Source organism: Streptomyces sp. JLBT605, from assembly GCF_058215555.1.
Genome location: NZ_CM177087.1, coordinates 2070650 through 2094687 on the forward strand (window position 1 = coordinate 2070650; position 24038 = coordinate 2094687).

The 24038-nt window shown below is 73.4% G+C and carries 22 protein-coding genes; 8 read left to right on the plus strand and 14 right to left on the minus strand.

Annotated features, from left to right (window positions below):
* Window positions 1–44: 44 nt before the first annotated feature.
* The 7 genes from moeZ to AC4BDD_RS09285 form a co-directional block, all read right to left on the minus strand.
* Window positions 45–1223 (minus strand): adenylyltransferase/sulfurtransferase MoeZ, encoded by a 1179-nt coding sequence (gene moeZ / locus AC4BDD_RS09255; RefSeq protein WP_490690500.1) that lies wholly within the window; start codon window positions 1221–1223, stop codon window positions 45–47.
* Between the two features lie 59 nt (window positions 1224–1282).
* A complete protein-coding gene (locus tag AC4BDD_RS09260; RefSeq protein ID WP_490690501.1) occupies window positions 1283–2050 on the minus strand; it encodes a spherulation-specific family 4 protein in 768 nt (255 codons plus the stop codon).
* On the minus strand, window positions 2038–3039 hold the full coding sequence (locus AC4BDD_RS09265) for an NAD-dependent epimerase/dehydratase family protein (RefSeq protein ID WP_490690502.1): 1002 nt from the start codon (window positions 3037–3039) through the stop codon (window positions 2038–2040). Before AC4BDD_RS09265 ends, AC4BDD_RS09260 begins: the two co-directional genes overlap by 13 nt.
* Window positions 3040–3197: 158 nt before the next feature.
* On the minus strand, window positions 3198–4613 hold the full coding sequence (locus tag AC4BDD_RS09270; RefSeq protein WP_490690503.1) for a hypothetical protein: 1416 nt from the start codon (window positions 4611–4613) through the stop codon (window positions 3198–3200).
* On the minus strand, window positions 4613–7033 hold the full coding sequence (locus tag AC4BDD_RS09275) for a DUF3492 domain-containing protein (RefSeq protein WP_490690504.1): 2421 nt from the start codon (window positions 7031–7033) through the stop codon (window positions 4613–4615). Before AC4BDD_RS09275 ends, AC4BDD_RS09270 begins: the two co-directional genes overlap by 1 nt.
* Window positions 7034–7220: 187 nt before the next feature.
* Window positions 7221–8498 carry a DUF3152 domain-containing protein gene (locus AC4BDD_RS09280; RefSeq protein ID WP_490691718.1) on the minus strand — a complete coding sequence of 426 codons (1278 nt, stop codon included), beginning with the start codon at window positions 8496–8498 and terminating at the stop codon, window positions 7221–7223.
* A gap of 646 nt (window positions 8499–9144) precedes the next feature.
* Window positions 9145–10137, minus strand: a complete 993-nt coding sequence (locus tag AC4BDD_RS09285) for an alpha/beta fold hydrolase (RefSeq protein WP_490690505.1) — start codon at window positions 10135–10137, stop codon at window positions 9145–9147.
* 151 nt (window positions 10138–10288) lie between these two features.
* Here AC4BDD_RS09285 and AC4BDD_RS09290 point away from each other — a divergent pair, with 151 nt between their 5' ends.
* The 4 genes from AC4BDD_RS09290 (at window position 10289) to AC4BDD_RS09305 (ending at window position 12174) form a co-directional block, all read left to right on the plus strand.
* Entirely contained in the window at window positions 10289–10534 is a 246-nt protein-coding gene (locus tag AC4BDD_RS09290; protein ID WP_490690506.1) for an Rv3202a family protein, read from the plus strand.
* Between the two features lie 134 nt (window positions 10535–10668).
* Window positions 10669–11319 (plus strand): TetR/AcrR family transcriptional regulator, encoded by a 651-nt coding sequence (locus tag AC4BDD_RS09295; protein WP_490690507.1) that lies wholly within the window; start codon window positions 10669–10671, stop codon window positions 11317–11319.
* A gap of 150 nt (window positions 11320–11469) precedes the next feature.
* Entirely contained in the window at window positions 11470–11697 is a 228-nt protein-coding gene (locus AC4BDD_RS09300) for a DUF3107 domain-containing protein (protein ID WP_490690508.1), read from the plus strand.
* Window positions 11698–11901: 204 nt separating this feature from the next.
* Entirely contained in the window at window positions 11902–12174 is a 273-nt protein-coding gene (locus AC4BDD_RS09305; RefSeq protein WP_490690509.1) for a hypothetical protein, read from the plus strand.
* A gap of 89 nt (window positions 12175–12263) precedes the next feature.
* Here AC4BDD_RS09305 and AC4BDD_RS09310 read toward each other — a convergent pair whose 3' ends face one another.
* On the minus strand, window positions 12264–13046 hold the full coding sequence (locus AC4BDD_RS09310; protein WP_490690510.1) for a ferritin-like fold-containing protein: 783 nt from the start codon (window positions 13044–13046) through the stop codon (window positions 12264–12266).
* Between the two features lie 345 nt (window positions 13047–13391).
* Here AC4BDD_RS09310 and AC4BDD_RS09315 point away from each other — a divergent pair, with 345 nt between their 5' ends.
* Window positions 13392–15710, plus strand: a complete 2319-nt coding sequence (locus AC4BDD_RS09315) for a DEAD/DEAH box helicase (RefSeq protein WP_490690511.1) — start codon at window positions 13392–13394, stop codon at window positions 15708–15710.
* Between the two features lie 154 nt (window positions 15711–15864).
* The gene (locus tag AC4BDD_RS09320; protein WP_490690512.1) at window positions 15865–16725 is read left to right on the plus strand and encodes an alpha/beta fold hydrolase; all 861 of its coding nucleotides are present in this window, start codon (window positions 15865–15867) and stop codon (window positions 16723–16725) included.
* 51 nt (window positions 16726–16776) lie between these two features.
* Here AC4BDD_RS09320 and AC4BDD_RS09325 read toward each other — a convergent pair whose 3' ends face one another.
* A complete protein-coding gene (locus tag AC4BDD_RS09325; RefSeq protein WP_490690513.1) occupies window positions 16777–17709 on the minus strand; it encodes an NYN domain-containing protein in 933 nt (310 codons plus the stop codon).
* Between the two features lie 204 nt (window positions 17710–17913).
* On the opposite strand from AC4BDD_RS09325, the gene AC4BDD_RS09330 reads away from it, so the two are divergent.
* A complete protein-coding gene (locus AC4BDD_RS09330) occupies window positions 17914–18066 on the plus strand; it encodes a DUF8834 family protein (RefSeq protein ID WP_490690514.1) in 153 nt (50 codons plus the stop codon).
* Between the two features lie 120 nt (window positions 18067–18186).
* On the opposite strand, the gene AC4BDD_RS09335 is transcribed toward AC4BDD_RS09330, so the two are convergent.
* The 4 genes from AC4BDD_RS09335 to AC4BDD_RS09350 all read right to left on the minus strand — a co-directional run bounded on the left by AC4BDD_RS09335 (window position 18187) and on the right by AC4BDD_RS09350 (window position 21345).
* Window positions 18187–18792, minus strand: a complete 606-nt coding sequence (locus AC4BDD_RS09335) for a MarC family protein (protein WP_490690515.1) — start codon at window positions 18790–18792, stop codon at window positions 18187–18189.
* Between the two features lie 150 nt (window positions 18793–18942).
* On the minus strand, window positions 18943–19845 hold the full coding sequence (locus AC4BDD_RS09340) for a PHP domain-containing protein (RefSeq protein ID WP_490690516.1): 903 nt from the start codon (window positions 19843–19845) through the stop codon (window positions 18943–18945).
* Window positions 19846–19979: 134 nt separating this feature from the next.
* The gene (locus tag AC4BDD_RS09345) at window positions 19980–20618 is read right to left on the minus strand and encodes a DUF6758 family protein (protein WP_490690517.1); all 639 of its coding nucleotides are present in this window, start codon (window positions 20616–20618) and stop codon (window positions 19980–19982) included.
* A gap of 133 nt (window positions 20619–20751) precedes the next feature.
* On the minus strand, window positions 20752–21345 hold the full coding sequence (locus AC4BDD_RS09350) for a suppressor of fused domain protein (protein WP_490690518.1): 594 nt from the start codon (window positions 21343–21345) through the stop codon (window positions 20752–20754).
* Window positions 21346–21832: 487 nt separating this feature from the next.
* Here AC4BDD_RS09350 and AC4BDD_RS09355 point away from each other — a divergent pair, with 487 nt between their 5' ends.
* Entirely contained in the window at window positions 21833–22957 is a 1125-nt protein-coding gene (locus AC4BDD_RS09355; RefSeq protein WP_490690519.1) for a magnesium and cobalt transport protein CorA, read from the plus strand.
* Window positions 22958–22982: 25 nt separating this feature from the next.
* On the opposite strand, the gene AC4BDD_RS09360 is transcribed toward AC4BDD_RS09355, so the two are convergent.
* The gene (locus AC4BDD_RS09360) at window positions 22983–23891 is read right to left on the minus strand and encodes a DMT family transporter (RefSeq protein WP_490690520.1); all 909 of its coding nucleotides are present in this window, start codon (window positions 23889–23891) and stop codon (window positions 22983–22985) included.
* Between the last annotated feature and the right edge of the window lie 147 nt (window positions 23892–24038).

Sequence of the window (24038 nt, forward strand, 5' to 3'; positions counted from 1 at the left end):
GCCGGACCGCTTCGAAGCGGTCCGGCCCCTTTCGTGTGTACGGGTCAGTAGACCGGCTTCTCCGGCTCGATCTGGTTGACCCAGCCGATCACGCCGCCGCCCACGTGGACCGCGTCCGCGAAGCCCGCGGACTTCAGCACCGCCAGCACCTCGGCGGAGCGGACGCCCGTCTTGCAGTGCAGGACGATCTTCCTGTCCTGCGGAAGGTCCTGGAGGGCCGAGCCCATCAGGAACTCGTTCTTCGGGATCAGGCGGGCGCCGGGGATGGAGACGATCTCGAACTCGTTCGGCTCGCGGACATCGATGATGTCGAGGGACTCGCCGTCGTCGATCCACTCCTTGAGCTGCTTGGGCGTGATCGTGGAGCCGGCGGCGGCCTGCTGGGCCTCCTCCGAGACCACGCCGCAGAACGCCTCGTAGTCGATCAGCTCGGTGACGGTGGCGTTCGGGCCGCAGACCGCGCAGTCGGGGTCCTTGCGGACCTTCACCTGCCGGTAGGTCATCTCCAGGGCGTCGTAGATCATCAGGCGGCCGACCAGCGGCTCGCCGGTGCCGGTCAGCACCTTGATGGCCTCGGTGACCTGGATCGACCCGATGGAGGCGCACAGCACACCGAGCACACCGCCCTCGGCGCAGGACGGGACCATGCCCGGCGGCGGGGGCTCCGGGTACAGGCAGCGGTAGCACGGGCCGTGCTCGCTCCAGAAGACCGACGCCTGGCCGTCGAAGCGGTAGATCGAGCCCCAGACGTACGGCTTGTTCAGCAGCACGCAGGCGTCGTTGACCAGGTAGCGGGTGGCGAAGTTGTCCGTGCCGTCCACGATCAGGTCGTACTGGGAGAAGATCTCCATGACGTTGTCCGCTTCGAGGCGGCCCTCGTGCAGGACGACGTTGACGTACGGGTTGATGCCGAGGACGCTGTCCCGGGCGGACTCCGCCTTGGAGCGGCCGATGTCCGCCTGGCTGTGGATGATCTGGCGCTGCAGGTTCGACTCGTCGACCTCGTCGAACTCCACGATGCCGAGCGTGCCGACACCGGCCGCGGCGAGGTACATCAGGGCGGGCGAGCCGAGGCCGCCCGCGCCCACACAGAGCACCTTGGCGTTCTTCAGGCGCTTCTGTCCGTCCATCCCGACATCCGGGATGATCAGGTGGCGTGAATACCTGCGGACCTCGTCGACGGTGAGCTCGGCGGCCGGCTCGACCAGGGGTGGCAGCGACACGGGGACTCCGTAAGAGGTGGGAGCATGGGTCTTCCTCCGTAACACTGCCACGCCCCTTCTCATTCCGAGACACCTGGTCCGATCAGCGAGACGATTTCGTCCCAGTAGCCGGGCAGGGTCTCCCAGGGATCCGCCGCGCCGGTGTCCGGGCCGGGGCGGATGGTCCGGTCCGTGAAGTAGATCGTCCCCGCGCCCTGCCAGCGGGCGATGCGCAGCGCCTCGTCCAGATGCGGGCGGGGCACGCCGTGCACCAGATGGCAGAAGCGCTCCGGCAGGTGGCCGGCGGTCCACTCCGCCACCTGCGACCAGCGGTAGTCGGCCCAGGGGCCGCGGAAGGTCACCAACTGGTCGGCGAGCTCCGCGTAATCGGGGTGCGGGTGCCGTCCGTGGCCGAGCACCAGATGGGCGTCGTCCAGCAGCGCGCGCAGGGTGGTGGTCATCCGGCGCACCTCGGGCAGGGCGGGGTGTTCCGAGGGACAGCGGTCGAGGTAGAAGCCGTCGACCTGGTACCACTCCAGGAAGCGGTGAGCGTCCGAGACCAGCTCGCCGAAGGTCCGGGAGCCGAAGCGCACGTCCAGCTGGCCCAGCACCCGGACGCCCGCCGCGCGCAGCCTGGCGGCCGCCTCCAGGCAGTGCGGGTCCGGCCGCGCGCCGGGGCCGCGCGCCACGTTGAGCACGGTCCAGTGCAGGGGCGCGTCGGGGCGGGTGAGCTCGGCCCATTCGGCGGGGGCGAGCAGCGGGTGCGCGTGGCCGGGCACGCCCAGCCCCAGCCGTGCGGCGGGTGCGGCGGCGATCGGCCGGGGCGCGGCGGAGATCAGATGCGACACGCGGCCTCCATCCAGATGTCGGCGAGGGACTCCTCCAGCGCGATCCGCGGCCGCCAGCCGAGCCGGTCGCGGGCGGTGCGCACATCGGCCTGCTGCCAGGCGCCGCAGCCGTCCGGGTAGGGGTGGCCGGCCGGGACCGGGCCGACGGCGCCGGGGAGCTCCGGCGTCTGCGGGCCGCCTGCCGTGGCGGTCGTCTGCACGGCGGCCTTGGGGAGCACCGGCTGCCGGGCCGCGGGGATGTCGACCTCGTGCACCGATCCGCCGAACCCCGCGACCCGGGCGAGGACCCCGGCCGCGTCCCGCAGCCGCACCGCCCGTCCGGCGCCGATGTTGACGATGCCCTGGGCCGCCGAGAGCGAGGCGGCGTGCACCGCCCGCGCGACATCGCGTACGTCCACGAAGTCCCGCTGGACGCCGAGGCCGCCGAGGCGCAACTCGGTCTCCCCGGACTGCATGGCGCGGCGCATCGCGTCGGCCAGCCGCCCGAGCGGCGATCCGGCCGGGGTGCCGGGGCCGACGGGTGAGAAGACCCGCAGCACGATCGCGTCCAGGCCGGAGCCGAGGACGAGCTCGGTGGCGGCGAGCTTGCTCACCCCGTACGGGCCGCCGGGGCGCGGCACGGCGTCCTCGGCGGTCGACGAGCCCTGGGGCGAGGGGCCGTACTCCGAGGAACAGCCGATCTGCACCAGCCGCGCGGCGCAGCTGCTGCGGCGCAGTGCCTCGCAGACCACGGCGGCGGCCACGGTGTTGTGGCGGGTCAGCTCCCGGGCGCCGCCCCGGGTGGCCCCGGCGCAGTTGATCACCACGCCGGGGTGGACGGCGTCCAGGAAGCGGGCGAGCGCGCCGGGGCTGCCGGTGGACAGGTCGAACCGGACGTCGGCGTCGTCGCTGCGGCCGAGCGCAGTGAGCTGGACCGACGGGTCGGCGAGCAGATGATCGGCGACGTAGCGGCCGAGATATCCGCTGGAACCGAGCAGCAGGACCCTCATCGGTCACCCTCCCGCGGCTGAGCGGGCGCCTGTGGCGTTCCGGAGGGGTGGTCGGTCATGTTCGTTGCTCCTCATGGGGTCACGGTGTGGGGAATGGGGACGAAGGCGGACCGCACGGATCCGGGGGGCCGCCCGGGCGCGGCGGCAGTGGTGAGGGGTCACCGCGGCTCCCCCGAGCTCGCGATTGCTCCCCCAGAGCAGGGAGGTGCCCCCGCGGGTGCGGCGGCGGGGCGGTGGGCGGAGGCGCGGGCGAGTGTTCCGAGGGCGTGGCAGAGCAGGGCCAGCGCGGCCACCGCGCAGCCGACGGCGGGGACGACGGCCGGTCCGCCGGCGGCGACCGCCTCCTGAACGGGGCGGTCGAGGGACGCGCAACCCGGCAGCCGGGCGGCCGCCGCGGCACCCAGCGTCGCCGCCTCCAGAGCACAGGCGGCGGCGATGCCGGTCAGGGCGACGCGGGCGCGGCCGTGCCCGGCGAGCAATCGGGCGAGGAAGAGAAGCCCGCCCAGCGCGACGGCGGCGGCCGCCGGTGCCGCGCGGTGGTCCCGGGCCGGCGGCACCAGCCGGGCACCGAGCACCAGGAGGGTGAGGGCGCACAGGAAGAGCGCCACGGCGGCGGCGAGCAGCGGCCGCACGCTCCGCGTGAACTCCCTCAGCCCCTGGCTGCGCCACAGCGATCGCCGCGACCGCAGCGCGAACCACCGGGTGCAGTACGCGGCGGGCAGGACGGCGAGGGCGAGCGCGACGGCCGACGGTACGGCGCCGGGGGCGACGGGAGGCACTCGCGGCGGCCAGGCCGGGGACCAGCCCGGGTCCGGGTCACCGCTCAGCAGCTCGGTCAGGAGGGGGTCGCCGAGGAACGCGAAGCCGAGCAGCCATCCGGTGCCGAGCGCCGTGGCGACCCGCACGCCGGGCGTACCGCCCGCCGGCCGACGGGCGCGGGGAGCGCCTGGCGGGGACCCCTCAGGGGCGTAGAGCTCGTCCGCACGGCGGGTGCGGGCGTAGAGCTCGTCCGCACGGGGGGTGCGGGCGTACAACTCCTCGGCGAGCGAGAAGACGTCCCGGTGCCGGAAGCGCGCGGCGGCCGTCCGATCGGTGATCCCCCGCGCCTCCAGCCCGGCGGCGATCTCCAGCGGGTCGACCGCGTGAGCGCACAGCGCCTGGTACTGCCGCATCAGCGCCAGCACCGGATCGGCCGGTTTCGGCGGATGCTCGGCCTCCGCGGCGGCCGGGCAGGTGTCGGGGCCGGTGGCGGGCGGGCGGATGGGGGAGGGCTCGCGGGCGGTCGGGGGACACCCGACCGAGGAGGGCTCGGAGGCGGTCGGGGGACACCCGGCCGGAGGGGTTTCGGGGCCGGGGCCGAGCAGGGCGCGGGAGTGGGCGTCCCAGCCGCCGGGACTGATCGGGGTCCGGGGGGTGTCCACGACCGGCCGCGCGCCGGCTAACCGGGGCTGGGAGCCGGTGGCACGGGCGGCGGTGCCCCTGTCGCCGTCTGCGGCCCGGGCGCGCTCGCGTCCCGGGGCGGCCGCCGGGGAGGGCCCTGAGCTGGGGACGGGTGCGCGGTCGGGGGACGTCATCAGCCCTCCTCGGAGCCTGGGGTGACGGCTGTCGCGCCGGGCGGGGCCTTGGGCGTGGCGGGGGCCGGGTGCTGACCGGAGCGAGCCGCTCCGGGGACCCGGCCCGGTGCGCGGTCCGCAGCCCGGACCGGTGCGCGGCCCATCTCCCGGCCCGGCGCGCGGTCGGTGGCCCAGCTCGGTGCTCGGTCCGCGGCCCAGCTCGGTGCTCGGTCCGGGGCGGCCCGGCCGGCGGGCGCAGGCGTACGGGCGGGGAGCCGGCGGCCCTGGCCCGCCGCCCAGCGACCCGGCAGGTGCGCCTCCGCGGGCCGGGCGAACGGCAGCGGCTCGCCGTCCTCGTCAACCTCCACCACACGGACCGGGCAGTGCGACATCAGGTCCAGATAGATGTCGCGGAAGGCCGCGATGTTCCGCTCGGTGGTGAAGAGTTCCAGGGCGCGGGAGCGCGCGGCGGCGCCCAGGCGTGCACGCCGGTCGGGGTCGCGCAGCAGCGCCAGGCAGGCGTCCGCGAGCGCCCCCGGATCGCGCGGGGGCACCACCAGGCCGGTACCGCCGATGACTTCGCACACCGCGCCGACGTCGGTGGAGACCGTGGCCCGGCCGCAGAGCATCGCCTCGATCAGACCGGCGGGCACCCCCTCCACCAGGCTGGACAGGACGACGACATGGGCCGCCGCGTAGAGCTCCGGAAGCCCGGTGCGGGGCGGCTGGTGGGGCCTGGGAGCAGGGGCCGCCGCACGCGCCCCTCTGGGAGCCGTCGGCGCGGGGGCCGGAGGAGAGGGAGTGGCGAGTTCCTCGAAGGAGACGGGGGGAGCTCCGGCGAGGTCGCTCGCCTGCTGGTCGGGGAAGAGCCGGGCGGCCAGTGCCCGGCACTGCGCCGCGTAGGCGCGGGAGCGGGCGGCATGGGCAGCCGAGCGCCGGACGCTGCCGCGCCGCGTCTCGACGATCCGCAGCCGCACCCCGGGCTCGCCGCGGCGGATCCGCGCGAAGGCGTGCAGCAGCCCGAGGACGTCCCGCTCCGGCTCCAGCGCGCCGATCCACAGCAGGGTCCGCGCCTCTCCCCCGGCGGCGCGCCGGGGCGATGCCGCCGCCGGCGCCTGGGCAGGCCCGCCCGCCGATCCCCCGGCGGCCTCACTGTCGGCCTCGCCGATGGCCTGGTGGGCCTCGCCGATGACTTGATCAGCAGCCTGGCCAGCTGCCTGGTCGGCGGAGCGACGGGTAATCGGGCGGCGGGTGGAGGGGCCGCCGGTGGATCGGCTCGGACGCCCGCCCTCCGGCGCCCCTGGCCGCGCCGCCCCGGCCGCGAGCGGCGGCTCGCCGCGCTCCCCGACCTCGGCGAAGCAGTCGGCGTCCATGCCGGGGTAGACCGTGCGGAGCCGTTCGGGGTCGGCGCCGCAGCGCTCCTGCCAGCGGCGGATGTGGGTGTTGCCGGAGGTGATCAGCGCGGCCTGGGCGTAGACCTCGGCGGCCAGCAACCGGTGGAAGGAAGCCAGCAGGGTGCGCACCGGCGCGGAGTGCGGCCCGCCGGGGTGTGTGAGGTAGTGCTCGCGGAGCCGCACGCCGTACTCGCTGACCAGCAGCGGCGTACCGAAGAAGCGTTTGGCCAGCAGGCCGGGGAGAGCGGCCGGGCCGCTGGAGGTGGCGTGGCACAGATCGACCCCGGCCAGTCCTCGGTCGACCGGATCGCGGTCAGCCGGTCCACGGTCGGCCCGTCTGCGGTCGACCCGTCCACGGTCGGCCGTCCCGTCGTGGGGCCGCCCGCCGCCGCGCGGCCGGGGGGCAGCCGTGTCGGCCGGGCCGTACCAGTCAAGGGAGAGGGGACGCAGCCAGTTCTCCAGCCGGGCGGCGACGATGAGCAGGTCCGCGACCCGGGCGTGGTGCGCCCCCCGCAGGGCGCCGGGGGTGTGGCAGGCGCGCTCCAGCAGGCAGAGCGCCTGCTCGGAGCGGAGCGCGACGGAGAGTCCGCCCTGTGCGCGGGCGAGTTCGGCGAGACCGTAGAGCGCGTTGGCGAAACGGTCCGCCTCGCTCGCGGCACCCTCCTGGAATCCGGGTGCGCTGATCGCCACCGCCAGATCGCCGAAGTGCTCGGCGAACCAGGCCCGTTCGCGCCGCCCGTACGCCTCGCGCGCCGGGCGGTGTGTGCCGCGCGCGCCATCGCCGGCGCGCTCCCGGCGGGCAGCGCGCGCCCTGCGCCGCTCCGGATGCGGTGTGTCGCCCCAGAGTGCCGCGGTCCGCACCCGGCTCACCTGGGCCGGGAGGTGACCCCAGCCGAGGTCCCCTTCGGCATGCTGGCGGGCAGTGCGACTCAGCGCGAAGAGCTCGAACTCATGCTGATCGAGGCCCTGGACGAGCCGTTCGCACCAGAGCCGTGCCTCACCGGACGCGAACGGGTATCCGCCCTCCGTGACCAGCCCGACGCGCACGCGCCCACCCCCGATCCTGATGTCGGCAGCCGCCTTCCGGCGGCGGAAGGCACGTTATGCGCGACGGACGGTGGCGCGACGGACGGTTGTCCGTCGCGCCACCGGAAGGGGTGAACGCCCGTTACTTTTCCGGGCGACGAGCGTTAAGGGAGTCTCCGAAGAGAGAAGCCATCTCGCGGAGCGGGACTCAGCGCTCGGGGAACGGCCAGGGGTTGGGCCGACAGGTCGCGCCGTCCGTGGTGAGGAACTTCGTCTGCTGCATCATCACCGGGGCCAGTGCCCCGTCCCTGGAGCAGCTCTCGTGGTTGTGCCCGAGCCGGTGGCCGGCCTCGTGGTTGATGAGCATCTGGCGGTAGGCGTGCATCCGGTCCTCGCCGAAGGTCTGCGCACCCTGCGCCCACCGGAAGGCGTTGATCATGACGCGCTTGGTCGCCGCGGAATCGCAGGAGACGTTGTCCACCGTGGTGTCCAGACCGGACTTCGCGCACCACTTCCCGGTGGTGCCCGGGCTGGCCAGGGTGATCACGAAGTCGACGCGGCCCGAGGAGACCCGTTCGAAGGTCAGCTTCCCGCCATGGCCCCAACTGCGGTCGTCGTTGAGCGTCTTGTGCACCGCCTCGGCGAACAGCTCGCCGTCCAGCGGCAGCCCCTTCTCCACATCCACCCGGTAGCGCCGCACTTCACCTCGCCCCGGCGCCTTGTCGTGCCCGGATATCGTGACGAACGAGCCGGGCCCCTGGAGGTCGGGGTCCAAGGGGTAGGTCGCTGCCATCTTCTCGGCGTACGAGACGGGGCCGGCCGGTATACCGGTCGGGGTCGGGCGCGGCTCGCCACGGGACACGCCACGGTCGTCGCCGCGCTCCACGTCCTCGTGCGGCCGCGAGGCGGCCTTCTCCTCCTTGCCCCCCTCGGCGACCTGGCCTGCCACCACGACGGCCAGCACGGTGGTGACCGCCGCGGCGGCCACCCCGGTGAACGCCCGGCCCTTCCCGCCCTTGGCGGCGCCATGCCGCTCGGCGGTGCGGCCGCCGCCGGCACCGTCGGCGGTCCGGGCCGGCTCGGTGGCGGGCTCGGGCACGGCCGGCCGGGGCGCGCCGATGACGACACCGGGCACGTCGGCCGTGGCACCTGGCACATCGGCCGTGGCACCGAAGTCGGGGGCGGCGTCCGGGGAGATCTCCGGAGCAGGGGCGGCGGTGCCCCGAAGCCGGGCGTCCAGGGCGTCGAACGCCTCGACGTACTCCTGGCGCGGCCCCGGCAGCCGCAGTCCCCCGGCGACGGCGGCGGTGGCACCTGAGGCAGCGGCGGCACCGGAGGCGGACGCAGCGGTACCGGCACCGGAGGTGGTGGCGCCGGGCCCGGCGGCCGGACTGTGGAGGGTGGCCGGGCCGGGAGCGGTGGCCGGGCCGCCCAGCGCCCCCCATCCGCCGCCCGGCTCACGCTGCTCCGGGTGCCCGCCGCGCACGCCGACCGGCCCGCCGGGGCCTGCGGGGCCGGACGCGCCGGGCCGCCACGAGGAGGGACCGGCCGGCCCGGAGGGCGCGGCCTGGTGCGGCACGGACGGCGATGCGGGCCGCTGAGGCTGGGGGTACTCCCCCGTGTCGTACCGGCCGAAGGGGTCGAAGCGGAACTCGCCGGTCTCGGAGGCGGCGGGGAACTGCCCGGTGTCATACGGGCCCAGCCGCAGCTCTCCGGTGTCGTGCACGGGGTCGGGCAGCGTCGGGAACTGGCCGGTGTCGTAGGGGCCCAGCCGCAGCTCACCGGTGTCCTGCAGGGCGTCGTCGTGCCCGCCGGGGAACCGTCCGACGCCGTACGGCCCCAGGAGGTGCTGGCCGGTGTCGTACGCCTCGAACCCGGCGGCCGGACCGCCGACAGAGCCTGCTTGATACCCGCCGCCCGGGCCCCCGGCGGACTCCGCCGGATAGCCGGAGCCCGTCCGGTAGCCGTCCGCCTGATAGCCGGATGGCGCCTGGTATCCGGAGCCGGTCCGCTGCCTGGGGGCCTGGGCCTGATACCCCGGATCCGGGGCCGGTGCGGGCCGGGCGGCGGGTGCCGCCTCGCCGCCCTGGGCCTGCTCGCCGCGGTGCTCCCGATTGCCTCGTGCGCTGTGTTTACCCACGCGCCACACCGCTTCCGTCGAGTTCGTCGAGGAGTTCCCTGAAAGCCTCTGCCACTGTGTCCGGGAACTCCATCATGGCGACATGGCCGGCGTCGACCAAACTCAGCAGCCGGGAGTCACGGAAGGTCTTCTGCGCCCGCAGCGACACCCGGTGTGAGACCAGCTGGTCCCGCATGCCGTAGATGAGGAGGGTCGGCGCGAGGACCCGCTCGGCCTGCCGCCACAGCGAGTGCTGGCCGCCGAGGGTGTAGGAGTCGACGATGCCGCGCGCCGAGCGGGCCATCGCGTCCCAGAAGTAGGGCAGGACCGCGCGCCGCTCCTGCTCCGCCACCAGCGAGGCGAAGGCCTCCGGGGTGACCCGCGAGGGATCGCCGTAGGTGAGCTCCAGCACCTGCCGGGTGCGGTACTCGATCGTCCAGCCCCGGGTCATCCGCACGAACAGCCGCGCCATGCCGGGGATGGCCAGCATCCCGGTCGGCAGCGCCGTGCGCTGCGGTCGCAGATCGGGCAGCGCGGGCGAGATGAGCGTGAGGGTGCGCACCAGGTCGGGCCGGACGGCGGCCACCCGGGTGGTGATCGCCCCGCCCATGGAATTACCGAAGAGGTGCACCGGGCCGCGGCCGCTGGCGTCCAGGTAGCGGATGACCGCACGCGCGTGTCCGGTGATGGAGTAGTCGCCGTCGTCCGGCGGCGGGGAGTCCCCGAAGCCGGGGAGGTCGAGGGCCTCGCAGGCCACCCGGTCCTTGAGCCGGACCATCAGCGCCGACCAGTTCATCGAGGAGCCGCCGAGCCCGTGCACGTACAGCGCGGGCGGCAGGCCCTCCCGGTCCTCGCCGTCCTCCGCGGTCGACGGACGGGAGCGCACGTTCAGCGTGAGCCCCGGCAGGCTCACGGTGCGCACCGTCTCCCCCGCCCCGTCGGGCACGGGCCGCGCGGGCGGCACCACGGGGAGGATGCCGGCCCCCGGTGACTCGGTCGAAGACATGCGGGCAATGTTACGAGACGATCACGCCGACGATTGTGTGTTCGCCGTCACAGACCGCATAGCGTCCGGAACGCGCGTCTCCTAGGCTCGTACCAGAGGGTGAGTCACCCGAAAGCCGGACATGACGGACCCCCCGGGAGGGCGGAGCCATATGACTGTCGACCCCAAGACCGTCGATCCCCAGGCCGTCGACCCCGACGACCCCGAAACCTTCGAGGACGACGCGGACACCTCGTTGGACGTCGAGGCTCCGGAGGCCGACGCCGCCGAGCAGCACGCCGAGCTCAGCCCGCGAAGTGATGAGCCGGTGACCCTCGCCGACCCCGACGCGGCGAACGAGGCCGACCGCGTCGAGCAGGCACGCGTGGTCGAACTCAATGAGGACGAGTACCGATGACCTGCACCTTTTGTCGGCTTCCTGCATCGGCCGATCCATGAAATTCTCCGCACGAACGCGCGCGTCCCTGTTACCCAAAAGTACGATGGCGTGCGCGGTGAACACCGTGCACAGAACAATCCATGGGAGGCGGCGTGACAGCCATCGAGCAGACCGAGGTGCGTGCACGAGGCACGCGCCTTCCGCGCCGAGCCCGACGCAATCAGCTCCTGGGAGCGGCCCAGGAGGTCTTCGTCGCACAGGGCTACCACGCGGCGGCGATGGACGACATCGCTGAGCGGGCGGGCGTCAGCAAGCCCGTCCTCTACCAGCACTTCCCCGGAAAGCTGGACCTTTACCTGGCCCTGCTGGACCAGCACTGCGAATCGCTGCTGCAGGCGGTGCGCACCGCGCTGGCGTCCACGACGGAGAACAAGCAGCGCGTCGCCGCCACCATGGACGCGTACTTCGCCTACGTCGAGGACGAGGGCGGCGCCTTCCGGCTGGTCTTCGAGTCCGACCTGACCAACGAGCCCGCCGTGCGCGAGCGCGTCGACCGGGTCTCGATGCAGTGCGCCGAGGCCATCTGCGAGGTCATCGCGGAGGACACCGGCCTGCCCAAGGACGAGTCGATGCTACTGGCCGTGGGCCTGGGCGGCGTGTCGCAGATCGTGGCGCGCTACTGGCTCTCCAGCGGCAGCTCCGTGCCGCGCGACACCGCGGTGCAGCTGCTCACCTCGCTGGCCTGGCGGGGTATCGCCGGCTTCCCGCTGCACGGCAGCGACGCCCAGGGCGAGCCGAACTGACCTGCGGGTGCCGGCGCCCCGGCGCGGCGTCGGTGTTCGCTGCGGGCGTGCGGCCATCCGGCTCGGGCGGTCCCCGTGCCGGGCTAATGTGTGCTGCGTACGGCGCGGCTGACCGCGCAACCCCAACGGACCGTCGAAAGGGACATAGCCGTGGAGGTCAAGATCGGCGTGCAGCACGCGCCCCGCGAGATCAGCCTGGAGAGCGGGCAGTCTGCCGAGGAGGTCGAGCGCGCGGTCTCCGAAGCGCTCGCCGGCAAGGCGCAGCTGCTGAGCCTGGTGGACGAGCACGGCCGCAAGGTCCTGGTGCCGGCGGACCGCATCGCGTACGTCGAGATCGGCGAGCCGACCACTCGCAAGGTGGGCTTCGGCCCGCTCTGAGCGCCACTCGATCGGCCATGACGGCGGCGGGGCTCCGGTGAAGACCGGAGCCCCGCCGCCGTCGTCTGTCCGGGCCGTAGGTCGTCCCCTGTCCGGGCGAGAGGTCGTCCCCGCTTGACGGGAGGGTTGTTCCTGCCTGACAGGGGGTAAGACGGGCACGACCGGCGCAGGAGCGCCGCGGTCCACTTACGGGAGGGACGCACCATGATCTTGGTCTGGGAAGCGCTCGGCTCGGCAGTGATCGGCCTGGCCCTCGCCCTGGCGGCGGCGCGCCGGCTGCCCCGGCGGCTCCCCTCCGGCCCACTCGTGCTGGCGACCGGCCCGGTGGCCGCGCTGCTCGGCACCCTGCTGACGCACGCGGTGCTGGGCTCCGGTCACGCGACGTTCACGCTGGTCGCCTCGGCCGCCTTCACGGTGGCGATGCTCTCGCTGCTGGTGCGGCCCGAGGGCCGGGTACGACGATCAGTCACCGCCTGACCGGCGCACCCGTCTCCAGACCGTCAATCCCGGGCGCCGTGCGGGCCCGGTGGGGCACCCGGCGGGCGCCCCGACCGCTGCCCTCGTGATCAGGCCGCCAGGCCCAGCGCGGCCATCCGCTTGGTGTGCGCCTCGGTGATCCGGGAGAACATCCGGCCGACCTCGGCCAGGTCGAAGCCGTCGGCCACCCCGCCGACCAGCATCGTGGAGAGCGCGTCGCGGTCGGCGACCACCCGCTGCGCCTGCGAGAGCGCCTCACCCATCAGCCGGCGGGCCCACAGCGCCAGCCGTCCGCCGACCCGCGGCTCGGACTCGATCGCGGCCCGGACCTTCTCCACCGCGAAGGTGGCGTGGCCGGTGTCGTCCAGCACCCGCAGCACCAGCGCGCGGGTGTCCGAGTCCAGCCGGGCCGCCACCTCGCGGTAGAAGTCGCTGGCGATCGAGTCGCCCACATACGCCTTGACCAGGCCCTCCAGCCAGTCCGAGGGCGCGGTCTGGCGGTGGAACTCGTCCAGCGCGGCCGCGAACGGCTGCATCGCCTCGGTCGGCTCCTCGCCGATCGCCGCCAGCCGGTCCCGCAGCTGCTGGAAGTGGTGGAACTCCGCGGAGGCCATCTTCGCCAGCTCGGCCTTGTCGTCCAGGGTGGGCGCCAGCTTGGCGTCCTCCGCCAGCCGCTCGAAGGCGGCCAGCTCGCCGTAGGCCAGTGCGCCGAGAAGATCCACCACGGCGGCCCGGTACTGCGGCTCGGCCGATGCCCGCTCCCAGTCCTGGGCGGCGATCCCGGTGGCCTCGGCAGTGGCCTCCGTGGCGGCTTCGGCGGTCGGCTTCCCGGTGTCGGCGGATGAGGTCTTGGGCGTGTCAGGCGTCTCCATGCGGGCACAATAGCCCGCTCCGGGGCCGGGGGAAGGCCCTGGTCAGACACGCCCTGATCAGTCGCGCGTTCGGTTAGCCGGTCACACATGCGCGCATTCGGGGTACAGTGGTATTGCGCCCGTCGAGTATCGGCGGGTTGTTCCACGAATGCGGATGCCCGGTCGGTGGCCCGATCGGCTCCAACCCGACCGCCCTCCCAGCGGCGCGTATGCGACTGAGATACGCACGGCAGGAGGGACCCGCTCGCGGCATGAGCGCTAGAGCGAAGGCAGTGGTCCCGCGCCCCCAGGCCTCCCCAGGCCGGTGCACCATCGGGCGCGGTAAGCGACCCCCTCCGCCGCCTCATGCCGCGTCTCACAGAAGAGGCAAGCATCCTGTCCACTTTCCGAGACCTCGGGATTCTCCCCGAGACGGCCGAAGCCCTTGAAGCCGTCGGCATCACGTCCCCCTTCCCCATCCAGGAAATGACGCTTCCGGTCGCCCTCGCCGGCACCGACGTCATCGGTCAGGCCAAGACCGGCACCGGCAAGACCCTCGGCTTCGGTCTCCCGCTGCTGGAGCGCGTCACCGTCCCCGCGGACGTCGAGGCGGGCCGGGCCAAGCCCGAGCAGCTGACCGACACCCCCCAGGCCCTGGTCGTCGTCCCCACCCGTGAGCTGTGCCAGCAGGTCACCAACGACCTGCTCACCGCGGGCAAGGTGCGGAACGTCCGCGTCCTGTCGATCTACGGCGGCCGGGCCTACGAGCCGCAGGTCGAGGCCCTGAAGAAGGGCGTCGACGTGGTCGTCGGCACCCCCGGCCGACTGCTCGACCTGGCCGGCCAGAAGAAGCTGAACCTGTCGCACGTCAAGGCCCTCGTCCTGGACGAGGCCGACGAGATGCTCGACCTGGGCTTCCTGCCGGACGTCGAGAAGATCATCAACATGCTTCCGGCGAAGCGCCAGACCATGCTGTTCTCGGCGACCATGCCGGGCGCGGTCATCGGTCTGGCCCGCCGCTACATGTCGCAGCCCACGCACATCCGCGCCACGTCGCCGGATGACGAGGGCGCGACCGTGGCCAACATCACGCAGCACGTCTTCCGTGCGCACTCCATGGACAAGCCGGAGATGGTCGCGCGCATCCTGCAGGCCGAGGGCCGCGGGCTCGCGATGATCTTCTGCCGTACGAAGCGGACCGCCGCCGACATCGCCGACCAGCTCTCCCGCCGTGGCTTCGCCTCCGGCGCGGTGCACGGCGACCTCGGCCAGGGAGCGCGTGAGCAGGCGCTGCGCGCCTTCCGCAACGGCAAGGTCGACGTGCTGGTCTGCACCGACGTCGCCGCGCGCGGCATCGACGTCGAGGGTGTGACGCACGTCATCAACTACCAGTCGCCGGAGGACGAGAAGACCTACCTCCACCGCATCGGCCGCACCGGCCGCGCGGGCGCGTCGGGTACCGCCGTCACCCTGGTCGACTGGGACGACATCCCGCGCTGGCAGCTGATCAACAAGGCGCTGGAGCTGTCGTTCAACGACCCGGAGGAGACCTACTCCACCTCCCCGCACCTCTACGAGCTGCTGGGCATCCCGGAGGGCACCAAGGGCATCCTGCCGCGCGCCGAGCGCACCCGCGCCGGGCTCGCCGCCGAGGAGATCGAAGACCTCGGCGAGACCGGCGGCCGCGGGGCCCGTGGCCGCGGCCGCGGTGGCCGGGACGCCGAGGAGGAGCGCCCCAAGCGCACCCGGACGCCGCGCCAGCGGCGCCGCACCCGTGGCGGCGTGGCCATGGACGAGGCGGGCTCCGCACCGGCGGCCACCCCCGCCGAGGGCGCCACGGCCGAGGCCCTGGACGCCCCGGCCGCCGGCCCGCGCACACCGCGCCGGCGTCGCCGCACCCGCAGCGGGGCCACCGCCACTGCCGCGCCCCAGGTGGCGGAGGAGGCGGCCGAGCAGGCCGTGCGGACCGCGGAGGGGCAGGAGCAGATCCCGGCTCCGGCCGCCGAGGCCACCCCGGATGCGGCCGAGGCCGCGCCCGCCAAGCCGCGCCGCCGCCGCACCCGCGCCACCAAGGCCACGGCCGAGGCGGCCGAGACGGTGACCGGCACCGCGGAAGCCGTCGTCGAGGCTCCGCAGGCCGCTGAGGCCGCCGAGGCCGTGGAGGCCCCGGCGAAGCCGCGCCGACGCATCCGCAAGGCCGCCGAAGCCGCGGTCGACACCGCCGAGGCCGTGACAGAGGCCGCCGAGGCCGTGGAGGCTCCGGCCAAGCCGCGCCGGCGTACCCGCAAGGCCACCGAAGCCGCTGTGGAAGCCACGGAGACCGTCACCGAGGCAGCCGCCGAGGCTCCGGCCAAGCCGCGCCGACGCACCCGCAAGGCCACCGAAGCCGCTGTGGAAGCCACGGAGACCGTCACCGAGGCAGCCGCCGAGGCTCCGGCCAAGCCGCGCCGACGCACCCGCAAGGCCACCGAAGCCGCTGTGGAAGCCACGGAGACCGTCACCGAGGCAGCCGCCGAGGCTCCGGCCAAGCCGCGCCGACGCACCCGCAAGGCCACCGAAGCCGCTGTGGAGGCCACGGAGACCGTCACCGAGGCAGCCGCCGAGGCCCCGGCCAAGCCGCGCCGACGCACCCGCAAGGCCACCGAAGCCACGGTCAAGACGGCGGAGGTCACGCCCGAGGGCTGACCCGCCGGTAGCGGTCGCACGTGATCCGAGGGCCCCACCCGCAACAGCGGGTGGGGCCCTCGGTCATGGCGGCGGGGGCCGCGCTCGCCCATGGTGCACACCCTTGCCGCACGTCGGCGTCGGCCCGCCGGGCCATGGCCGCTAGCCTCGGGGCATGAGCACGCCGCCGACCCTCACCCTTCCCTCGTGCGCCCACGCCTATCGGCTGGCGACCGTGCGCGGGGAGTTCGCCGTGCACGACGCCCGCCCGGAGGGGCCGGTGCGCGGGACCGCGCTGTTGGTGCCTGGTTTCACGGGCAGCAAAGAGGACTTCATCGCGCTGCTCGGGCCGCTGGCCGAGGCGGGCTTCCGGGTGGTCGCGGTGGACGGCCGTGGCCAGTGCGAGAGCGACGGCCCGGACGAGGAGAGCGCGTACGCCCAGGAGGAGCTGGCGCGGGACGTCCTGGCGCAGGCGGCCGCGCTGGGCAGCGGGGTCCATGTGCTGGGGCACTCGCTCGGCGGACTGATCGTGCGGGCGGCGGTGGTGCGTGATCCGCGTCCGTTCGCCTCGGTGACGCTGATGAGCTCGGGCCCGGCAGCCATCGCCGCCTCGCAGCAGGCCCGCACCAAGATGCTGCTGGACGCGCTGACCGTCCTGGACATGGAGACGGTCTGGCGGGCGATGCGTGAGCTCGACCCGCCGGAGGCGCCCGAGACGGCGGCTTCGACCGAGATCCGGGAGTTCCTCCGGCGGCGCTGGCTGACCACCTCGCCCGCCCAACTCCTGGCCACCGGACGGCAGTTGATGACGGAGCAGGACCGGGTGGCGGAGCTGGCGGCGGTGCGCCTGCCCAAGCATGTGATCTCCGGCGAGGTGGACTACGCCTGGCCGGTGACGCTGATGGACGCGATGGCGGCCCAGCTGTCCGCCGACCGGTCCGTGATCATGGACGCCGGGCACTCCCCCAACGCCGAGCAGCCGCTCGCCACCGCCCGGGCCCTCTCCGCCTTCTGGCAGCGCGTCACCACCGGCTGAGGCGATCCCCGGACCGGAGCCTCCGGCCCGGAGCCTGCGCCTTCGGCGCGCTCAGTACTGCGCGCGCAGATGCTCCCAGAAGCCGTCGCGCAGTGCGCGCCGCAGATCGGCGCGGGCGCGCAGCGACAGCCGGAGCAGCGACTCGGCCTCGACGAGCAGCTCCTGGTCGACCGGGCCGGGCAGATAGGGATAGCCCGGCAGCAGTTCGGCGAGGGCGTCGCGGCCCCGGGCGGCGAGCCACTGGGCGGCGACCTGGGCGCCCACGAAGCGCATTTCCTCGCGCCCGGGGAGGACGCCGCCGACGGTGGGCTCGCTCTGCGGTTCGTAGACATCGGTTCGGCGCGTCACATACGGCTTGCAGAAGTCCAGGTCGAAGGTGCGCTGGCTGTCGACCTCCCACAGCAGCGGTTCGGCCTGGTTGCGGGCGCCGGGCGCCGACTCGATGCCCCACAGGTGCACCCGGGCGCCGAAGCCCTGCGCCGCCTCCACCGCGGACACCAGGTCCTCGTCGCCGCCGATGAGCACGGCGTCACCGATGGCGCGGTGCCGGGCGAGGGATTCGAGGTCGCTGCGGATGAGCGAGTCGACGCCCTTCTGCTGGTTGTTGGCGTTGAGGTTGCCGAGCCGGACCTTCACGTCCGGCAGCTCGGCGATGCCTTGCTGTTCCGCGGTGTGGATCCGGCGGCGCGCGCCGTCGTACCAGTAGACGCGGAGCAGCCGGCTGTCCGGGAAGATCGTCCGCGCCTTGTCGATGAACGCCTCGATCAGCCCCTCGGCGTCCAGCGCGAAGGCGCGGCGGTCCTCGGTCCCGGCGACCAGCCGGCCGGCGGCCGCGTAGGCGTACCCGGCGTCCACGAATATCGCGTGCGTGGAGGGCGTGGTGGCGACCTCGGCGAGCACGCGCTGGAGCAGCTCGTTGGTGCGCTCGATGGCCGCCACGACCGAGCCGAGGTCGGTCGGGTCCGGAGTCAGTGCCTCGTTCATACGCCGCTCATTCTCCGGGGCCCGGCGAGCCGGACACAAACCCGCAGCTACCCGCCAGTATTTAGGCTGGCAAAACTTTTCTTTAGCGTAGGGAATGTTTGTACCCTGCATCCCGTTGCACAGGTATGTGTGGAACGGCACCGTCGCCGTACCCGCACCACTCAAGCAGTTCTCCTCAGGAGGATCAGACGAAGGGAGAAGCCTGTGCGCTTCGAGATCATGCGCCTTGACGACATCGACGGCACCGCCGTGGACAGCACCGTCGTGGACGCCGCCTCCGTCAACCGGATCGTGCAGCAGGCCGCCGCGATCGGCCAGCGCATCTATATCCGCCCTGCCGACAGCGCGGCCTCATAACGCGCGTCGTTTCGCCCCGTCCGCATCGCGCCGGCAGCCGAGCGCCGGCAGCCCAGGCCCGATGCGACAGCGCCCCCGCACGGATGGTCCGTGCGGGGGCGCTGGCGTGTGGCGGCCGGCTCAGCTGCTCTGGATGACCTGGGTGACGCCGTTGATGATCTGCTGCACCGCGATGGCCGAGAGCATCATGCCGGCCAGCCGGGTCACCAGCACCACGCCGCCGTCCTTGATAACCCGGATGATCAGCAGCGAGTACCGCATCGTCAGCAGCAGCACCACGTGCATGGCCGCGATGGCGGCCCACACCGAGATCTGACCGCCGACACCGTCCGCGTGCTGCACCGCGAGGATGACCGAGACGATCGCACCCGGCCCGGCCAGCAGCGGCATGCCCAGCGGCACCAGCGCCACGTTGACGTCCTTGGTCTGCTTCGGCTCGTCGGTCTTGCCGGTCAGCAGATCGAGCGCGATCAGAAGCAGCAGCAGTCCGCCCGCGATCATCAGCGCGGGCACCGAGACATGCAGGTAGTCCAGGATCTGCTGGCCGAGGATGCCGAAGACGGTGATCACACCGAAGGCCACGGCGACCGCCTGCCAGGCCATCCGGCGCTGGATCTTCAGCGGTCGGCCCGCCGTGAGGGCGAGGAAGATCGGGGTGATCCCCGGGGGGTCCATGATGACAAAAAGGGTGAGAAAGAGGGATCCGAAGACGGCGACGTCGAACACAGTGAGCCTTGCGAGAGTTGAGCGAAAGGGTGAGCAGAAGGAGGGGAGAGGGAGGGAAGGGCGGTCGAGCAGAACCGAACACCAGGCGCGTGAACGGGACCCGGCCTCCATCCGGCCCGCCGGGGTCTCCCGGACGGAATCCGAGGAGAGCTACCGGAGCGGACCAGCCGGGCTTCCGCCCGTGCCGGGCACCGGGAAGGCGCCGGTCGCCCGGCGGATGATCTCGCCGTAGACCTCGGGGTCGGTGGTGAATTCACCGAGCCGGCACGTCTTCCGGCTGCCGTGGTAGTCGCTCGACCCGGTGGTGAGCAGTCCCAGCTCCTTGGCCAGGCCGCGCAGCCGGTCCCGGGTCGGCTCGTCGTGGTCCATGTGGTCGACCTCGATGCCGTCCAGGCCCGCCGCGGCCAGCTCGGCGATGGTGCTCTCGGGCACGCACCGGCCGCGCTTGACGGCGAGCGGGTGCGCGAAGACGGCCACCCCGCCCGCGCCCTTGATCAGGCGGATCGCCTCGATGGGGTCGAGCTCGTGCTTGCGGACGTCGGCGCGGCCACCGGTGCCGATCCACTCGTCGGTGAAGGCGTCGGAGACGGTCGGGACCACGCCCAGCTCGACCAGGGCGGTGGCCACGTGCGGCCGCCCCACGGAACCGTCGGCTGCGATCCGCGCGACCTGCTCCCAGGTGATGGGCACGCCCAGCTCCTGCAGCTTGCCGACCATCGTCCGCGCCCGCGGCACCCGGTCATCGCGCACCAGCTCCCGCTCCCGGGCCAGCTCCGGCTCCTCGGGGTCGAAGAGGTACGCCAGCATGTGCAGGCTCACCCCCTCGTCGCTCCGCTCCGGGGACGCGGGCGCCAGACGACAGGACAGCTCGGCGCCGGTGACCAGCGTCAGGCCCGGCGGCAGCGCGGCCTTCGCCGCCTGGTATCCGCCGACGGTGTCGTGATCGGTGAGCGCGATGACGTCCAGCCCGGCCGCAGCGGCGCCCAGCACCAGCTCGGCGGGGGTGTCCGTGCCGTCGGAAGCAGTGGAGTGGGTGTGCAGGTCGATGCGCACGACGCGTACTCCAAGCTGCGGCAGACGGAACAGGGGACGCTCCACTCTACCGGGCGGCACGCACCTCACCCGAACGGTCCAAGGGGCGGACAGCGGCGAGACGGGCCGGGGTCAGCGGCCGGATGATCCCGGGATCAGGAGATCAGCCGCGGGGAGAGCGCCCCGCAGGGCAGCAGATCCACTTCCGCCCCGGCGTCCCGCAGATCGGTCAGTATCAGCTCGTCGTACATGAGCAGGCCGGACTGCTCGGGCCACACGATCGCCCACAGCCACAGCCCGCGCGCCTCGCCCGCGAAGACCGCCCGGTCATCCGGTGTGCCCTCGACATGCCAGAGCGGGGTGGGCCGCCCGGCCGCCAGCACCTTCACGTGCGGCGCCTTGTCCACCCGCATTCCGTCCCCGGGATCGAGGCCGGGGAGTCCTGCGTAGCGCGCGCCGAGCCCCACGCCCAGCTCCTCGGCGACCAGCAGCAGCTCGCCGGGGCCGCCGAGCGGACCGGGACCGGAGCAGGCGACGGCGGTGGCACGTCCTCCGCTGCGGTCGTCACCGGCGCTGGCGACTCCGGTGTACAACCAGCCGACCGGCAGCGGCCACGGCATCCACACCGGCACCTGGGCACGGCTCACCACGACCGCGAGCGCCTCGACGCTCGGCGGGACGACCGGCTGCAGGGGATGCACGGTGCCGTGCACCCCGCACTGCCAGGAGTCGGCAAAGAGACCGGGCGCCCGCACCCGGCCACCGCACTTCGGGCAACTGGGTTCGCCCCTCATAGGGCCCCACGGTCCTCTCCGGCAGTCGTCGCGTCAAGGACGATCACCCGTCCGGAGTGTGCCACCGGCACGTCCCCGAAGCAGTGGTCGCTTGCCCGTTCGAGCCAACGGGTGTCCGGGAGGCCGGGGAGGCTCAGTCCAGCGCCACCGAACCGCGGGCGGGATCGCGCAGGTCCGTGCCGTGCCGCAGCCACCGCTCCTGGAGGGCGGCGGCCCCGTGCACCCGCTTCCACGCCGCCTCGTTCGGGGTCATGGGCATCAGTGGCAGGAAGCGGACAGCATCCATCGGCTCATCGAGCGTCAGATCCTCGACGAGCCCGCCGGATTCGCCGACCAGCACCGAGGTGAAGGGCGCGCCGGGCCACAGCGGCTCGCCGACGTCCAGCGAGGCACCCGCGGCCACCACCACCCCTTCGACCTGCGGAGTGGCGGCGAGGACGGCGAGCGGCCGGAGCACCTTGTCGATCACCGCGCCGGCCACCTTGCCGATGCGCACGGAGAGCAGCAGCTCGGCACGCGGACCGCGCAAGGGGTCGGCGAGCAGCGCGGCCGGATCGCTCATCGGCTGGCCGGACATGCCCAGGGTGGCGTAGCGCGCGATGTCGCCGTCGAGGAAACGGAGCACCTCGACGCGCTCGGTGCCCAGGAAGGTCACCGCGGCGCGCGCGTCCGGTTCACCCAGCGTGGTGCGCAACCGGGCATCGACCAGCTCAAGAACGTGGGACATATGAGCGACCCTACTGCGGCCCCTACGGTGGCGCGGGTCACGCACTGCTGTACGTATGGATCAGGCAAAGGGGCGCTGTAACGGTTCTGTCGGCTGCTAGCCTTGACGCCTGCCCAGGGAGTTACGTCGTCCCCCAGCGGGGACCGGCCGGAGGAGGTGGGGCTGCGGTGGATCCTAGTCGACCGTGCAGTACCGGCAGCTCTTCCGTCTTCCCTCTCGGATGCTTCTCCCGGTGATCCATTCCCTTCCGTACCCCACTGCGTCGCAGTGAAACACGTGAAGTCCACTGGCGTCCGCAGCGCATGACGGTTGAGCGTTCGAACTCGCCTTGTCCCGTTTTTCTGCGATCTTCCGTCGGCATCATGCGGAGGAGCGCTGCCCGCTTTGCGGGCGTACGACGCCGGTAACCGTCGTGACGTCCACCTTCCGGGCCGCGCTGCGCCCCGCGCGTCCCCCTGCCGGCGGCCGGCCCGTGAAGGAGCCCGCCATGTCGATGATCCGCGACCTGCGCGCCGCCGTCCGTCCCGCCCTGCGCCGTGGTCACACCACGCACAACTACGACACCACCCGCGACCCGTCCGTATCGAGCGCGGTCGTGGACTGCGCCGTCTACCGCGACGGCCGGCGGGTCAGCGACCACGTCAGCCCGTCGGAGGCGATGGCCCGGGTGCGCGCCGAGGGCGGCTTCGCGTGGATCGGGCTGCACGAGCCGACGGAGCGTGAGTTCTCGGGCATCGCCGAGGAGTTCGGGCTGCACCCGCTGGCCGTGGAGGACGCCGTCCACGCCCACCAGCGGCCGAAGCTGGAGCGGTACGACGACACCCTCTTCACCGTCTTCAAGACGATCCACTACGTCGAGCACGCCGAACTCACCGCGACCAGCGAGGTGGTGGAGACCGGTGAGGTGATGTGCTTCACCGGCCGGAACTTCATCCTGACCGTGCGGCACGGCGGTCAGGGCTCGCTGCGGGCGCTGCGGCACCGGCTGCAGGACGACCCGGAGCTGCTCGCCAAGGGCCCCTCCGCGGTCCTGCACGCCATCGCCGACCAGGTCGTGGACGGGTACATCGCGGTCGCGGACGCCGTCCAGGACGACATCGACGAGGTGGAGATCGACGTCTTCTCGGCGACCAGCGGGGCCGGCGCCTCCGGGCGCGGCTCCCGGCGCGGCGGTGACGCCGGGCGGATCTACCAGCTCAAGCGCGAGGTGCTGGAGTTCAAGCGGGCCGTCTCCCCGCTGCTGCGGCCGATGCAGCTGCTCAGCGAGCGGCCGATGCGGCTGGTCGACCCGGACATCCAGAAGTACTTCCGGGACGTCGCCGACCACCTGGCCCGGGTCAACGAGCAGGTGCTCTCCTTCGACGACCTGCTCAACTCGATCCTCCAGGCCAACCTGGCGCAGGCGACCGTCGCGCAGAACGAGGACATGCGCAAGATCACGGCGTGGGCGGCGATCGTCGCCGTGCCGACGATGATCTGCGGGGTGTACGGCATGAACTTCGACCACATGCCGGAGCTGCACTGGAAGTACGGCTACCCCACGGTGATGGCCGCCATCGTCGGCGCCTGCTTCGTCATCCACCGGAGCTTCAAGCGGAACGGCTGGCTGTAGAGCCGCCGGCTCCGCAGCGGCTCCTCTAGCGGGTGTCCGCCTGCCGCGGGCCCTTGCGGCGCGGCCGGTCCGCGAGGATCACCAGGGCCAGGCCGAGGAGGATCACCACCAGCGCCGGGTAGGCGATCGCCGGCGGGGTCTGGCCCAGCCAGAGCGCGGCGATCAGCGCGGCGCCCGGCGTCTCCAGCAGGATCGCGGTGGAGGTCACGGCGGGGCCGAGCCCCTTCACCACCCGGTTGATGAGGGTGTGGCCGAGCAGCTGGGCGGTGACCGTCAACGCCGCCAGCTTCAGCCAGGTCTCGCCGCTGTAGCCGTCCAGCCGCACCCCGCAGACCAGGCAGGTGACCAGCAGCAGCACAGCGGTGACCGAGTAGCAGACGTAGGTGTACGCGGTGGTGCTCGCGGTGCGGCGCACCTCCGCGCCGAGCACCACGTACCCGGCGGCGGCCATACCGCCGGCCAGCGCCAGCGCGTCGCCCGCCAGGGCGCGCGGCGACAGCGACAGGTCGACCCCGGTCAGCAGGACCACGCCGAGCATGGCGACCGCCATGCCGGCCCAGGCCGCGGCGGGCGGGCGGTGGCCGCGCAGCCGCAGCAGCAGCGCGGTCCAGATCGGCGTGGTGGTGGCCAGCGCGGTGGACGAGGCCACCGAGGTCATGCTCAGGCTGGGCAGCCAGAGCCCGAAGTGCAGCGCCAGCAGGGCGCCCGCCGCGGCCGAGAGCAGCACCGCCCGGCGGCCCATGACCCGCAGCTCCGCGCGGAAGGCCCGGCGCAGCACCACGAAGGGGGTGAGCGCGCCGACCGCCATGGCATTGCGCCAGAAGGCGATGGCGAGGGCGGGGGCCGCCGTGGCCGCGATCAGCGGCGCGGAGAGGGAAACCCCGGCGATGGCGATCGCGAGCAGCACCACATCGAGCCGAACGGCACGCGGCACGGCACGGTCGGCCGGCGGGGCGGCCGGCGCCGGGAGAGCCGGCGCGGCGGGGAGCGGAGTGTCCGCCGGGCCCGCCGGGGAGGACGGGGCGGCTGAGGACCGGTGGCGGGGATGAGCGGCAGGCACCCCCTCAGCGTAAGGGGTGTG

Bases quoted from the DNA above. Each gene is read 5' to 3' on its own strand.
- AC4BDD_RS09265 (WP_490690502.1), bottom strand. From the start codon at position 3,039: ATGAGGGTCCTGCTGCTCGGTTCCAGCGGATATCTCGGCCGCTACGTC.
- AC4BDD_RS09350 (WP_490690518.1), bottom strand. From the start codon at position 21,345: ATGTCCCACGTTCTTGAGCTGGTCGATGCCCGGTTGCGCACCACGCTG.
- AC4BDD_RS09305 (WP_490690509.1), top strand. From the start codon at position 11,902: ATGATCTTGGTCTGGGAAGCGCTCGGCTCGGCAGTGATCGGCCTGGCC.
- AC4BDD_RS09355 (WP_490690519.1), top strand. From the start codon at position 21,833: ATGTCGATGATCCGCGACCTGCGCGCCGCCGTCCGTCCCGCCCTGCGC.
- AC4BDD_RS09325 (WP_490690513.1), bottom strand. From the start codon at position 17,709: ATGAACGAGGCACTGACTCCGGACCCGACCGACCTCGGCTCGGTCGTG.
- AC4BDD_RS09270 (WP_490690503.1), bottom strand. From the start codon at position 4,613: ATGACGTCCCCCGACCGCGCACCCGTCCCCAGCTCAGGGCCCTCCCCG.
- AC4BDD_RS09285 (WP_490690505.1), bottom strand. From the start codon at position 10,137: ATGTCTTCGACCGAGTCACCGGGGGCCGGCATCCTCCCCGTGGTGCCG.
- AC4BDD_RS09310 (WP_490690510.1), bottom strand. From the start codon at position 13,046: ATGGAGACGCCTGACACGCCCAAGACCTCATCCGCCGACACCGGGAAG.
- AC4BDD_RS09345 (WP_490690517.1), bottom strand. From the start codon at position 20,618: ATGAGGGGCGAACCCAGTTGCCCGAAGTGCGGTGGCCGGGTGCGGGCG.
- AC4BDD_RS09290 (WP_490690506.1), top strand. From the start codon at position 10,289: ATGACTGTCGACCCCAAGACCGTCGATCCCCAGGCCGTCGACCCCGAC.
- AC4BDD_RS09320 (WP_490690512.1), top strand. From the start codon at position 15,865: ATGAGCACGCCGCCGACCCTCACCCTTCCCTCGTGCGCCCACGCCTAT.
- AC4BDD_RS09315 (WP_490690511.1), top strand. From the start codon at position 13,392: ATGCCGCGTCTCACAGAAGAGGCAAGCATCCTGTCCACTTTCCGAGAC.